This is a genomic window from Ancylobacter sp. FA202 (assembly GCF_000380205.1).
GTDB lineage: Bacteria > Pseudomonadota > Alphaproteobacteria > Rhizobiales > Xanthobacteraceae > Ancylobacter.
Map to the genome: position 1 here is coordinate 1587871 of NZ_KB904818.1, position 12034 is coordinate 1599904.

Here is a 12034-nt window from a genome sequence, read left to right on the forward strand (position 1 = left end):
TCATGAATGCCTCGCTCGAACATGCCCGAACCGCAGAGCCACATGCTTGCCTGCCCCTGCGGCGGAGGCCGGAGGTGACGCGACTTATGAAAGATGATGGCGTGCCGGACGGTGCGGAGCTGGCGCGGCTGATCGGCCTGGTCGCCACCGAGCGCGACCGCCAGGCCTATGCGCGTCTCTACAGCTATTTCGCCCCGCGCCTGAATGCCTTTCTGCGCAAATCCGGCCTGCCGCCCAATACGGCGGAGGAGATCGCCCAGGAGGTGATGCTCTCGGTCTGGCGCAAGGCGTCTTATTTCGATCCCACGCGGGCCGGCGCGGCGACGTGGATCTTCACCATCGCCCGCAATCTGCGGATCGACCATCTCAGGCGGATCCGAACCGCCGCCGCCAGCGAGGACGAGCAGGGCGAGGTCGAGACCGCGCCCTCGGGGGAGACGCTGCTGCTTACGGCGGAGCGCGAGGCGCGGGTGCGCGAGGCGCTGAAGACCCTCTCCGCCGAACAGGCCACCGTGCTTCGCCTCTCCTTCTTCAGCGAGAAGGCGCATTCGGAAATCGCCCGTGAGCTCGGCCTGCCGCTGGGCACCGTCAAATCCCGCGTGCGCCTTGCCCTCGGGCGGCTGCGCGTTCTGCTGGAAGGCCACTCATGACGATCCGCCATCACGCGACCGACGAAACGCTGATGCGCTACGCCGCCGGGCAGCTGCCGGCCGGGCCGGCGCGGGTGCTCGCGGTCCATCTCGGCACCTGCCCCTGCTGCCGGTCCCGGCTCGCCGAATTCGAGGCGGTGGGCGGGGCACTGCTGGAGGCGATGCCACTTGCGCCGATGGCGCCGGACGCCTTTGCCGCCGCGCTGCGCGCCATCGACGCGCAACCGGATGATGCCGCCGCGCCGCCGCTCGCGCGCGCCCGCACGAAGCCAGCCACCCCGGCGTCCCTGCCCGGCGGCGTGCCCCTGCCCGCCGCGCTGCGCGACTGCGAGATCGGCCCCTGGCGCTGGGTCGGGCTTGGCGTGCGGGCGAGCACGGTGAGGCTGCCGGAAGACCGGCAGGCGCGGCTGACGCTGCTGCGCGTCGGGCCCGGACGCAAGCTGCCCGAGCACGGCCATGTCGGCACCGAGTTCACCCAGGTGATTTCCGGCTCCTTCTCCGACGGCTATGGCCGCTACGGACCCGGCGACCTCAGCGAGATGGACCAGGAGATCGAGCACCAGCCGATCGTCGACCCCGAGGGCGAGTGCATCTGCCTCGCCGCGCTGGAGGGCAGCATGCGGCTGAACGGATTCTTCGGCCGGCTGGTGCAGCCCTTCGTCCGGATCTAGGGGATGCGCGCGGCGCTGCTCATCGCCCTCGCTTTGCTGAGCACGGGCGTGGCCCGCGCCGCGGAAGGCCCGACCGCCGTGCTGAACGCGCTGTCGCGGCTGGAGCCGGTGCGCGTGAGCGAAAACCTCGCTTATGCCGACGGGCCCCGGCACCGGCTCGATGTCTACGCGCCGACATCAGGCGCCGCGCAGGGCCGGCCTGTGGTGGTGTTCTTCTATGGCGGCAGCTGGGATTCCGGCGAGCGGGCCATGTACCGCTTTGTCGGCGCGGCGCTGGCCAGCCGGGGCATGGTCGTCATCATCGCCGACTACCGGCTCTATCCGCAGGTGCGCTTTCCAGTCTTTGTGCAGGATGGCGCGCGGGCCGTGCGCTGGGCGCGCGACAATGCCGCCACCTATGGCGGCGACCCTTCCCGCCTCGTGCTCATGGGCCATTCCGCCGGCGCGCAGATCGCCGCCCTGCTGGCCTTCGACCCGCAATGGCTGGGCGCGGTGCGGCTCGACCCCAGGCGCGACGTGGCCGGGCTGGTGGGCCTCGCCGGGCCTTATGATTTCCTGCCGCTGAAAAGCGCCAAGCTGAAAGAGATCTTCGGCCCAAAGGCCGGGCGCGGGCGCAGCCAGCCGATCAACTTCGTCACCGGCGAGGCGCCGCCCGCCTTCCTCGCCACCGGCGCCCGCGACACCACGGTCGAGCCCGGCAACAGCGTGCGCCTCGCCGAGCGCATCCAAGCGGAGGGCGGCACGGCGAGCCTCAAGGTCTATGACCGGGCCGACCACCGGCTGATCCTCGGGGCGTTCTCCCCGCCGCTGCGCCTCATCGCCCCCGTGCTGGACGATGTGACCGGCTTCATTGGGCGCGTGACCGCGCCGGACGCGGGCCGATGACGCTGCTCGCCTCCCTCGCCGCGCTCACGCTCGGCCTCTGCCTCGCCATGGCAGGGGCGTGGTGGGTGGCCGAGCGCAGCGGCAATCATGGCTGGGTGGATACGGTGTGGTCCTACGCCACCGGCGCCGCCGGGGTGGCGGCGGCGCTGCTGCCGCTGGGCGGCGAGCCCTGGGCACCGCGCCAGTTTCTTGTCGCCGCGCTGGTCGCGCTGTGGTCGGCCCGGCTGGGCACGCATATCCTGCAGCGCACGCTGAAGGGCCATGACGATCCGCGCTATGCCGATCTGCGCCGGCAATGGGGCGCGGCGGCCTCAACGAGGCTGTTCCTGTTCCTGCAGGTGCAGGCGTTGGCCGGGCTGGTGCTGGTCGTCGCCGTGGCGGCGGCGGCGCATAATCCGCTGCCGTTCTGGCGGATGGGCGATGGGCTGGGAGTGGCGCTGTTCCTCAGTGCGGTAGCCGGCGCCGCGATCGCCGACCGCCAGCTGTCGCGCTTTCGCGCCGACCCGGACAATCGCGGGCGGGTCTGCGATGCCGGGCTATGGGGCCTGACGCGCCACCCCAATTACTTCTTCGAGTGGCTCGGCTGGACCGCCTATCCCGCCATCGCGCTCTCGCTCGCCTATCTGCCGGGGCTCGCCGCCTTGCTCGCCCCCGCGCTGATGTATGTGCTGCTGGTGCACGCCTCAGGCATTCCGCCGACGGAAGCGCATATGCTGCGCTCGCGGGGCGAGGCATTCCGCGCCTATCAGCGCCGCGTCAACGCCTTCTGGCCTGGCTGGCCGGGCCGTTCCGCTAATGGGTCACGGCGCGGGTGATCAGCATGCCGGCCGTCGCGGCCATGGCGGTCGCAAAGGTTCCCCAGGCGAGATCGATCGCCGTCATCGCCGCCGGCCAGTTGCGCAGCGTCGCATGGTTGGTGAGGTCATAGGTGCCGTAGGCGATAAGGCCGAGAAAGGCACCGAGCATCAGCGCCGTGGTCCAGCGGCCCGAGGCCAGCGCCGGCTGCACGGCGAACACCACCACGCCGGTGACATAGAGCAGATAGAACAGCACCGCCGGCGGCCAGTTCGGCTGCTCCGCCATCAGATCGCCGATCAGCGGCCGGTAGACGCGGCTCGCCATGAAGCCGAGCCAGAGCGCGTCGAGCGCGAGGAAGACAAGCCCGGTCGATGCGTAAGCGACGATGAACTGCATGTGCGCGCCTCTGGAGCGGTGACGGTTGTTAAGGCGGGTACGGCGCGCCGCGCCGCCCGGATCAGTTCCCCGCCATCCAAGTAAAAAGCTGGCTGCGCAGGCGGGAACGAAGCGGTCACAGCCTGTGTTGTCGGCGCGAGGCTTGGGGACATCACGCTTTGGAGACCGACATGGCCGAAAAGAACCTTGAAACCCTGTTTCATGAAACCCTGAAAGACATCTATTACGCCGAGCGCAAGATCCTGAAGGCGCTGCCGAAAATGGCGCGCGGCGCGCAGTCGCCGGAACTCAAGGCGGCCTTCGAGAAGCACCGCGACGAGACCGAAGGCCAGATCGAGCGCCTGCAGCAGGTGTTCGAGCTGATCGGCAAGCGCCCGCAGGGCAAGACCTGCGCCGCCATTGAGGGCATCCTTGAAGAGGGTGAGGAAATCCTCGAGGAATTCAAGGGCCAGCCCGCGCTCGACGCCGGCCTCGCCGCCGCCGCCCAGGCGGTGGAGCACTATGAGATCAGCCGCTATGGCACGCTGAAGCGCTGGGCGCAGGTGCTCGGCATGAAGGAAGCCGTCAAGCTGCTGGACGCCACGCTGAAGGAAGAGTCGATGACCGACGACGCCCTCACCACGCTGGCCGACCAGGTCGCCAACCAGAAGGCCCTCAAGGCCGCGTAAGGCGGCCAGGCGGCAAGGGGCGTCGGCGGTGCCGGCGCCTCCTGCGCGTCCTGACGGCAAGACAGGCGAGGCCCGGCGCCCCGACAGGGCGAGCCATCGAGGTCAACCGGTCGTAAGCCGGCAAATGATCAACGCCGGGGCCCACGGCCTCGGCCTGAAACTCTGGAGACTCCCATGCTATCGCGCAACACCCTGCGCCTCGCACTCGGCCTCATCGCGCTGATCGCCGTGATCTGGTTCGTGAGTTCCTTCTTCGTACTGGAGGACGAGAACCCGCGCAGCAGCCAGGGCAACCCGCCTCACACGATCACGATCAACGCCGCCTGACGCGGGCCGGCGCGATTGGCGTGGCGGCGTGCCCGTTTTTGGGAACGCTTTGCCTGCTTGCCGGTTAATCCCAAGCACGCGCTGGTTCCCCGGCGTCGGGACGTCGCGTCGGCGACGGCTCCGGCCGCTCCTTTCCGTTCCGGGTCGGCGCCACGCGCCGCACCTCTGGACCGAAAGGCTGCTCATGCGCTTCCCCATCCCCACCTTGGCCACGGCGATCCTGATCGCGCTTGTCGCGCTTTTTCTTGCCGGCGGCGGCATCTGGCTCGTGACCCTTGGCGGCAGCTGGTTCTATGCGGCGCTCGGCCTCGGCCTGCTGGTCTGCGCGGCGCTGGTGGGACGGGCGCAGCCGGCGGCACGGCTGGTGTTCGCGGCCGTGCTGGCGGCGACGCTGGGCTGGGCGCTGTGGGAGGTCGGCTTCGACTGGTGGCCGTTGGCCACGCGCGGCGGGCTGGTGGTGCTGCTCGGCCTGTGGCTGCTGACGCCGTGGGCGGTGGGCGGCCTGCGCCGCTGGGACGGGGCGCGGATCACCCTCGCCGCCACGGTGCTGATCTGCATCGGCGTCGCCGGCACGGCGCTGCTGCGCGACCCGCATGTCATTGAGGGCCAGTTGCAGGCGCAGACCGGCGGGGCGACGGTTGCCGACGGCGAGGTGCCCGATGGCGAGTGGCATCATTATGGGCGCACTCTTTCCGGCCAGCGCTACACGCCGCTGGCGCAGGTGACGCCGGGCAATGTCGGCGGGATGGAAGTCGCCTGGACCTACCGCACCGGCGACATCAGGGGGCCGGAGGATGTGACCGAAACCACCTATCAGGTGACGCCGCTCAAGATCGGCAATCTGCTCTACCTCTGCACCCCGCACCATATCGCCATCGCCCTCGACGCCGAGACCGGCGAAGAGCGCTGGCGCTTCGATGCCAATGACGGGCTCGACCCCAACCGGCAGCACCAGACCTGCCGCGGCCTTTCCTATTATCGCGATGCCAGCGTGATCGAGACCGACGTGGCGGCGGCCCCGGCCTGCACGGCGCGGGTTTATCTGCCGACCTCGGACGCAAGGCTGATCGCGCTGGATGCGCTGACGGGCGCCACCTGCCCGGGCTTCGGCGACAAGGGCACGGTGAATCTGTGGGCCAACATGCCCCACCAGCAGAGCGGCTTCTATTACTCCACCTCGCCGCCGACCATTGTGAATGATCGCCTCATCATCGGCGGCTCGGTCAACGACAATTACGACATGGAATCGCCCTCTGGCGTCATCCGCGCCTATGACGCGCTGACCGGCGAACTGCTCTGGGCGTGGGATTCCGGCAATCCGGACCGCACCACCCCGCTCGGCCCGGACGAGACCTACACCGCCAACTCGCCCAATAGCTGGTCGGTGTTCAGCGCCGACCCCGCCCTCGGCCTCGTCTACATCCCGCTCGGCAATGCGACGCCGGACCAGTTTGGCGGGCATCGCAGCCCGGCAGTGGAGCGCTTCTCTTCCTCGGTTGTCGCGCTCGACATCGCCAGCGGCGCGGTGCGCTGGGTGTTCCAGACCGTGCATCACGACCTCTGGGACATGGACGTGCCGGCGCAGCCGGTGCTGGTCGACCTCGCCACCGCTCAAGGCACCACACCGGCGCTGGTGCAGGCGACCAAGCAGGGCGACATCTATGTGCTCGACCGTCGCAGCGGCCAGCCGATTCTCCCGGTGAGCGAGGTGCCCGCGCCCGGTGGCGCCGTCGAGGACGACTGGACCGCGCCGACCCAGCCGGTCTCGGCGCTGAGCTTCGCGCCCGAGCCGCTGCGCGAGAAGGACATGTGGGGGGCGAGCCTGCTCGACCAGCTCGCCTGCCGGATCATGTTCCGCCAGCTGCGCTATGAGGGCCGCTACACCCCGCCCTCGCTGCAGGGCACGCTGGTCTATCCCGGCAATTTCGGCACCTTCAACTGGGGCTCGGTGGCGGTCGATCCGGTGCGGCAGGTAATGTTCGGCATGCCGACCTATCTCGCCTTCACCTCGCAGCTGGTGCCGTCCGACGAGATTTCCGCCGACGAACAGGTGAATGCCGGCGAGGCCGGGCTGAACGTCAATGCCGGCGGCAAATATGGCGTGCGGATGGCCCCCTTCGTCTCGCCGCTCGGCCTGCCCTGCCAGGCGCCGCCCTGGGGCTATGTCGCCGGGGTGGACCTCAGAACGGGCACAAAGGCCTGGATGCACAAGAACGGCACCATCCGCGATGCCGGGCCGTTCCCGCTGCCGCCGATCCCGATGGGCGTTCCGGGCATTGGCGGGCCGCTGCTCACGGCCTCGGGCGTCGCCTTCCTCGCCGCCAGCATCGACGACTATATCCGCGCCTATGATGTCGCCACCGGCGCCCAGCTCTGGCAGCAGCGCCTGCCGGCCGGCGGGCAGGCGACGCCGATGAGCTATGAGGCGGGCGGGCGCCAGTTCGTGGTGCAGGTGGCCGGCGGGCACGGCTCCATCGGCACGAAGGCGGGCGATTATGTGATCGCCTATACGCTGCCGCGCTGAACGGGGCCGGCGGCCTACAGGGGTTGCGCCCGGGCCGGCGCCGATGCTTGGATGGCGCACTCTGGCATGCGTCTCCGGACGGGAGACGCGCAGGGGGCGGGGGCGCCATCAAAGGGATGAGGATGCCATGCCCGCAGAGGATTCACGCGACGAGCCGCACGCGCCCGAACGGATCGGCACCGAAGGGGAGCCCGGCGCGCCGGGCCCCGCCACCCGTCCCCATGTCGTCATCGTCGGCGCGGGATTTGGCGGGCTTCAGGTGGCGCGGGGGCTGGCCAGGGCGCCGGTGAATGTAACGCTGATCGACCGGCACAATTATCACTGCTTCCAGCCACTGCTCTACCAGGTGGCGACCGCCACGCTCTCTCCGGCCGATATCGCTTGGCCGATCCGCCATATTCTCTCGCGCCAGAGCAACATCACCCTGCTGATGGCGCGGGCGGAAGGCGTGGACCGCGACCGCCGCGAGATCCTCACCAGCGAAGGGCCGATCCGCTTCGATTTCCTCGTGCTGGCCACGGGCGCGACGCACTCCTATTTCGGCCATGAGGAATGGGCGCGCTTCGCCCCGGGGCTGAAGAATATCGAGGACGCCACCCAGCTGCGCCGGCGCATCCTTTTGGCCTTCGAGCGGGCGGAGGTCGCCTCCGAGCCGGACACCCGCCGTCGGCTGCTGAGCTTCGCCATCATCGGCGGCGGGCCGACCGGGGTGGAACTCGCCGGCTCCATCGCCGAGATTTCCCGCCATGCGCTGGCCCCCGATTTCAAGCGCGTCGATCCGCGCACCGCGCGCATTCTCTTGATCGAGGCCGGCGAGCGGCTGCTGCCCGCTTTGCCGGAACGGCTGTCCGCCCATGCGCGCGAGCGACTGGAGGCGATGGGCGTGGAGGTGCTGACCGGCCGGCCGGTGATCGATATCGGCCCCGACCATGTGACGCTGGAAGGCGGCGAGAGCCTGCCGGTGGCCACCAAGATCTGGGCGGCAGGGGTGCGCGCCTCGCCGGCGGCGCAATGGCTGGGAGCGGAGACCGACCGCGCCGGGCGGTGCCGCGTCGAGCCCGATCTCAGCGTGCCGGGCGAACCGGACATCTTTGTCATCGGCGACGCGGCCGCGATCACCGACCGTCAGGGCAAGCCGGTGCCCGGCATCGCCCCCGCCGCCAAGCAGATGGGCGACCATGTCGCCGCCGTCATCGAGGCGCGCCTTGCCGGCACCACTTCACCCGGCTTCCGCTACCGCCACGCCGGCGACCTCGCCACCATCGGCCGCAACGCCGCGGTGGTGAAACTGGGCCGCTTTGAGCTGACCGGCTTCCTCGGCTGGATGTTCTGGGGGATCGTGCACGTCTATTTTCTGGTCGGCGCGCGCAACCGCATCACCGTCGCCATGTCCTGGCTATGGAACTACCTGACCTATCAGCGCGCGGCGCGGCTGATCACCGGTGATGTCGAGCCCGCCCCGGTGCGCGAATTGCCGCCGGACCCCGCGAGCCTGCACCCGCCGGCTTGAAGGCATCGGCGCTCAGGAGAAGCAGCGGGCCAGCGTCGCCTCGTCGTCGAGCACCTGGAACCGCAGGACGTTTCCAGCCATGTCCGTGGGGCGGATGGAAATCCACCGGCCGGCCTCGGTCACCAGCAAGGCCCGGCCGGCGCTCCGGGCCTCCGCCATCATCGCCAGTTCGGAGCACACTTCGCCCACCGCTCCATCGCTTTCAAAGCGGATCTCGAAGCGGGCGGTGGCGGAACCGAAACCGCTGGTGCGCAGCCATCCCTTGGCTTGGATCGTCCTGACCATTTGCCTCGCTCACGCTGGTGGGTCTTTTGCGATCTCCGACGAACCCCATTTTACGGCCTGGAGTCCGGCGTGGATCAATTTCGCGGCAGAAATGCCGGGGTCCGCAGCGCGGAACCCTGCGGCGCGCGTCACGCCGCCTCAGGCAATGCCGGCGGCGGCGCCGGGTTCCCCAGCCCGCTAAATGGGATAGCCGAGGCGGGCCAGGGAGCGGCGCAGAAGCACCGAGCGAAGGGCCGCGACAATCGCGGCGCCCGACGCGCGAAGGTATCTCCACCCCACCGAGTTGCGCCGCGCCATGTTACACTTCGTCATCGTCGGTGAAGACAAGCAGGCTGGCGACTGAGAGACCACGGGACCGTTCTCGTCGCGCTTTCGCAATACTCCATGGGAGGAGCCGGCGCATGTCTTTCGAGATTTCGGAGATCACAAGCCCTTTCGCGATCGACGAGGCGCTCGCGGGGGCCGCCTATGAGCCCGAGGACGTGGAACTGCTCGACACCGTGTTCGCCCGGGCCTGCGATCAGGTGTCCGAACGGCTGGTCATCGGCGAGGGCATTCGCAGCCTTCTGGCCTTCGCCATTCTCGAAGGGGCGAAGTCCGGTCTGCGCGATCCCGAGCACCTGACCGCCTTCGCCCTGCGCGCCCTGCCCAGCTTCCGCGCGCAGGAGAACCAGCGCTAGAATCGGCCGCGCGGTCAGTCGCCCGGGGGCTCGAAGATCGCCTTCGCCACCCGGGCATGGATGCCCCAATTGCCGTCGGCGACCTGGGTGACGCCGAAATCGACCGCCACCGACATCAGCGAAACCGCCTCGTCTTCATCGAGGCCGTAGCGTTCCATCAGGAAGTTGCGGGTGGCGCGCGAGGCGCTGCGCAGCGCCCGGCTGAGCGAGGAGCGCTTGAACACTTCGGACTGGGCGTTGCGGCCCAGCTCCCGGAGATAGTTGGTGTAGCTGAAGCCGTGCAGCAGCCAGGCGTCCGGCGTCTCGATCAGCGGCGCCGCCAGCCCATTCAGAAACACCTTTTCCGTCTCCCCGCGCTTGTGCAGCACCAGGCGCACCTGCCCGGTGAGCGAGCATTCCAGCGCCGTGCCGCTGATCTCGCCATCGCCCTGCGCCAGATGCGGGTCGCCGAGCGAGAGCAGCGCCCCCGGCACCGCCACCGGCAGATAGACCCGCGCGCCCTTTCCCGCCCGCCAATTGTCGATATTGCCGCCGAAATAGCCGGGCGGCACGGAATCGACGATGTCGGTCTCGCGCGGGGCCACCGCGATGAAGCCGAAATGCGGGCGAACCGGGATGCGGGCGCCCTTCAGCACCCCCTCGCGCTTCTCGATGCGGGCATGGTCGACCGGCACGCCGGGATAGTCGATCGTCTCATGGACCACACCGAACGGGTCGGTCTGCGGCACCCAGCGGAAGGAATAGACCGCCTCGGCAAAGCCGCTCTCGCCGGCCGCGTCGGTGCGGTAGACGGTGATCACCTCGCGCTTGCGCGGCTCGTCGAGAATGTCGTCATGGTGAAAGCCCCAGGCCGCCGCCGCATTGGAGCCGAAGGCCTGCCCCGCATAGGCCGGATTGGCGCAGGGGCGCGGGCTGAGATCGAGGATCTCCACTTCAAGCACATCGCCCGGCTCGGCGCCGTGCACGAAGATCGGCCCGGTGCAGATGTGCACGCCGAAGCCCTCGCCCGCGCCGCGCCCGAAGATCGAGGCGTTCACCGGGCCGGCGCCGCGCCGGTCCACCGCCTTGAAGTCGCGCGTCCAGCGAAACACGCTTTCGGCGCCGGCATCGCCCTCGATCATCCGCTCGGCATCGTCCGAGGCGTGCTGTGTCAGGGTTTCGACCGTGACCCGCGCCCCCGAGCGCACCCGCAGCACCGGGGGGATGGTGCGCGAGAGATAGCCCCAATGCACGGTGTCGCGCGAGACCGGCAGATGATGGTGGCCGGGCGCCTCCGTCGGCGCACGCTCGGCGACTGCGAGCGCAGGCGCCTCCGCCCCGGCAGCGTCCGGCGCGATGGTCGCGGCGGGCGGGGCGGGCCGCACCGGGCGCGAGCCTGAGTGCATCGGGCGCCCCCGCGTCCAGCGGGTCGCCACGGTCGAGCCGGCGGACTTGCGGTAGTCGCGCGGCGAGATGGCATAGGCGGCGCTGAACACCCGGCTGAAATGCGCCTGGTCGGCAAAGCCCCAGCGAAAGCCGATCTCGGCGATCGAGCGATCGGCGTGCTGGGGATTGACCAGATCGAGCCGGCACTGCTCCAGCCGGCGGTGGCGGACATAGTCGGAGAAGGAGCGGTCCTGTCCCTCGAACAGGCGCTGAATATAACGCGCCGACAGCCCTTCCGCCTTGGCGATATCCGCCACCGAGAGGTCGGGCTCGCGCAGCCGCGCCTCGATCTGCCCGCAGACGCGGGCGAAATGGGCGGCCTGCACCTGGGTGGCGGTGTCCTCCTCCGGCCGCGCCTCGGCCAGCAGGGCCGAGAGCACCAACTCGGTGATGGCCGGCTCGGCCGCCATCACGTCGCCATCCTCCATCATGGCGAAGTTCGCCGCCAGCGCCCGCATCATCGGCCGGGCGGCGAGCGCGGAAATCGATTCGCCCAGCACCAGCGTCGGCACGGTGGCGGCGCGGCCGAGGCGCCCCACCAGCCTCTCGCGCGGCAGGCGCAGCAGCAGCAGCTCGAAATCGTTGCGGAACTGCACCGAGAAGCGCGTCGCCGGATCGCAGACCCACAGATCGCCATCGGCGAACTCAGCCGCGCGGCGGCCGGAATCGGTGAGGTGGCCCCGGCCATAATTGACGAAGCCGATCAGGATCTGCGGCTCGGCCTCGGCCAGAGGGACGAGGTCCTGCGCCCGCGAGCGCAGCAGGGCGAAGGTGGCCTGGGTCGGCGACCGCTTGATCGACACCTCGCCGAAATGGAACACCGCCTCCTTTGGCATCCGCGCCACCAATGCGAGGCCGGCCAGCGTCTCGCGCCAGGCGGCTTCCTGCTTGCTGGCGGGAAAGGCGTTGATCGAAATCGGGGCGGCTCGGTTCATGCGGGGGGTCTACACGGTGGGAGGCGGTTTCCGCAGTGAAGCACTTTGACGAACGGCGCACAAAAACTTGTCGCGCCGATGCGGAGGACCGGCGCACAAAATCGCGTCATTTCTGAACAACGTATTGTTTTTAATCTATAATTTGACGTCGATCCCGGCCGCGCCAGTGCCCGCCTGCCCAGCCCCTGCCCCCAATGGGGCATTGCCCTGGCGCCGTTTCGCCGGGTTATCTCGTCCCGATCAGGACGCGCCGCAGGCTCACGGCGCCCATCAAGACAAG

12 protein-coding genes are annotated in these 12034 nt (G+C 69.5%); 9 read left to right on the forward strand and 3 right to left on the reverse strand.

Going from position 1 to position 12034, the window contains the following annotated elements:
• The first annotated feature begins 86 nt into the window (after nt 1-86).
• From A3M1_RS0107235 to A3M1_RS0107250, 4 genes are read left to right on the forward strand one after another with little or no spacing between them, the layout of a single operon-like run.
• Nucleotides 87-650: a sigma-70 family RNA polymerase sigma factor gene (locus tag A3M1_RS0107235; protein WP_018388288.1), complete on the forward strand. Its 564-nt coding sequence runs from the start codon at nt 87-89 to the stop codon at nt 648-650.
• The gene (locus A3M1_RS0107240; RefSeq protein ID WP_018388289.1) at nt 647-1321 is read left to right on the forward strand and encodes a ChrR family anti-sigma-E factor; all 675 of its coding nucleotides are present in this window, start codon (nt 647-649) and stop codon (nt 1319-1321) included. The genes A3M1_RS0107235 and A3M1_RS0107240 overlap by 4 nt, the downstream gene beginning before the upstream one ends.
• A 3-nt stretch (nt 1322-1324) precedes the next feature.
• On the forward strand, nt 1325-2206 hold the full coding sequence (locus tag A3M1_RS0107245) for an alpha/beta hydrolase (RefSeq protein ID WP_018388290.1): 882 nt from the start codon (nt 1325-1327) through the stop codon (nt 2204-2206).
• On the forward strand, nt 2203-3021 hold the full coding sequence (locus A3M1_RS0107250) for a DUF1295 domain-containing protein (RefSeq protein WP_018388291.1): 819 nt from the start codon (nt 2203-2205) through the stop codon (nt 3019-3021). The genes A3M1_RS0107245 and A3M1_RS0107250 overlap by 4 nt, the downstream gene beginning before the upstream one ends.
• Here A3M1_RS0107250 and A3M1_RS0107255 read toward each other — a convergent pair.
• Nucleotides 2999-3400 carry a DUF2177 family protein gene (locus tag A3M1_RS0107255; RefSeq protein ID WP_018388292.1) on the reverse strand — a complete coding sequence of 134 codons (402 nt, stop codon included), beginning with the start codon at nt 3398-3400 and terminating at the stop codon, nt 2999-3001. The two genes, A3M1_RS0107250 and A3M1_RS0107255, sit on opposite strands and share 23 nt — an antisense overlap.
• Before the next feature lie 170 nt (nt 3401-3570).
• Here A3M1_RS0107255 and A3M1_RS0107260 point away from each other — a divergent pair, with 170 nt between their 5' ends.
• The 4 genes from A3M1_RS0107260 to A3M1_RS0107275 all read left to right on the forward strand — a co-directional run bounded on the left by A3M1_RS0107260 (nt 3571) and on the right by A3M1_RS0107275 (nt 8429).
• A complete protein-coding gene (locus A3M1_RS0107260) occupies nt 3571-4068 on the forward strand; it encodes a ferritin-like domain-containing protein (protein ID WP_018388293.1) in 498 nt (165 codons plus the stop codon).
• Between the two features lie 174 nt (nt 4069-4242).
• A complete protein-coding gene (locus A3M1_RS26670; protein WP_018388294.1) occupies nt 4243-4395 on the forward strand; it encodes a hypothetical protein in 153 nt (50 codons plus the stop codon).
• A 196-nt stretch (nt 4396-4591) separates the two neighbouring features.
• Nucleotides 4592-6919, forward strand: coding sequence for a glucose/quinate/shikimate family membrane-bound PQQ-dependent dehydrogenase (locus tag A3M1_RS0107270; protein ID WP_198291161.1), 2328 nt, complete (start codon nt 4592-4594; stop codon nt 6917-6919).
• A 127-nt stretch (nt 6920-7046) separates the two neighbouring features.
• Nucleotides 7047-8429: an NAD(P)/FAD-dependent oxidoreductase gene (locus tag A3M1_RS0107275; protein ID WP_018388296.1), complete on the forward strand. Its 1383-nt coding sequence runs from the start codon at nt 7047-7049 to the stop codon at nt 8427-8429.
• A 12-nt stretch (nt 8430-8441) separates the two neighbouring features.
• Here the strand turns inward: A3M1_RS0107275 and A3M1_RS0107280 are convergent, their stop codons facing one another.
• Nucleotides 8442-8714, reverse strand: a complete 273-nt coding sequence (locus tag A3M1_RS0107280) for a hypothetical protein (RefSeq protein ID WP_018388297.1) — start codon at nt 8712-8714, stop codon at nt 8442-8444.
• 401 nt (nt 8715-9115) lie between these two features.
• Between A3M1_RS0107280 and A3M1_RS0107290 the strand changes: the two genes are divergently transcribed.
• Nucleotides 9116-9394, forward strand: coding sequence for a hypothetical protein (locus A3M1_RS0107290; protein ID WP_018388299.1), 279 nt, complete (start codon nt 9116-9118; stop codon nt 9392-9394).
• Between the two features lie 14 nt (nt 9395-9408).
• On the opposite strand, the gene A3M1_RS0107295 is transcribed toward A3M1_RS0107290, so the two are convergent.
• Entirely contained in the window at nt 9409-11754 is a 2346-nt protein-coding gene (locus A3M1_RS0107295; RefSeq protein WP_018388300.1) for an acetamidase/formamidase family protein, read from the reverse strand.
• Nucleotides 11755-12034: the final 280 nt, after the last annotated feature.

Coding starts and splice junctions, on each gene's coding strand:
- A3M1_RS0107235 (WP_018388288.1), top strand. CDS start 87: ATGAAAGATGATGGCGTGCCGGACGGTGCGGAGCTGGCGCGGCTGATC.
- A3M1_RS0107240 (WP_018388289.1), top strand. CDS start 647: ATGACGATCCGCCATCACGCGACCGACGAAACGCTGATGCGCTACGCC.
- A3M1_RS0107245 (WP_018388290.1), top strand. CDS start 1,325: ATGCGCGCGGCGCTGCTCATCGCCCTCGCTTTGCTGAGCACGGGCGTG.
- A3M1_RS0107250 (WP_018388291.1), top strand. CDS start 2,203: ATGACGCTGCTCGCCTCCCTCGCCGCGCTCACGCTCGGCCTCTGCCTC.
- A3M1_RS0107255 (WP_018388292.1), bottom strand. CDS start 3,400: ATGCAGTTCATCGTCGCTTACGCATCGACCGGGCTTGTCTTCCTCGCG.
- A3M1_RS0107260 (WP_018388293.1), top strand. CDS start 3,571: ATGGCCGAAAAGAACCTTGAAACCCTGTTTCATGAAACCCTGAAAGAC.
- A3M1_RS26670 (WP_018388294.1), top strand. CDS start 4,243: ATGCTATCGCGCAACACCCTGCGCCTCGCACTCGGCCTCATCGCGCTG.
- A3M1_RS0107275 (WP_018388296.1), top strand. CDS start 7,047: ATGCCCGCAGAGGATTCACGCGACGAGCCGCACGCGCCCGAACGGATC.
- A3M1_RS0107280 (WP_018388297.1), bottom strand. CDS start 8,714: ATGGTCAGGACGATCCAAGCCAAGGGATGGCTGCGCACCAGCGGTTTC.
- A3M1_RS0107290 (WP_018388299.1), top strand. CDS start 9,116: ATGTCTTTCGAGATTTCGGAGATCACAAGCCCTTTCGCGATCGACGAG.
- A3M1_RS0107295 (WP_018388300.1), bottom strand. CDS start 11,754: ATGAACCGAGCCGCCCCGATTTCGATCAACGCCTTTCCCGCCAGCAAG.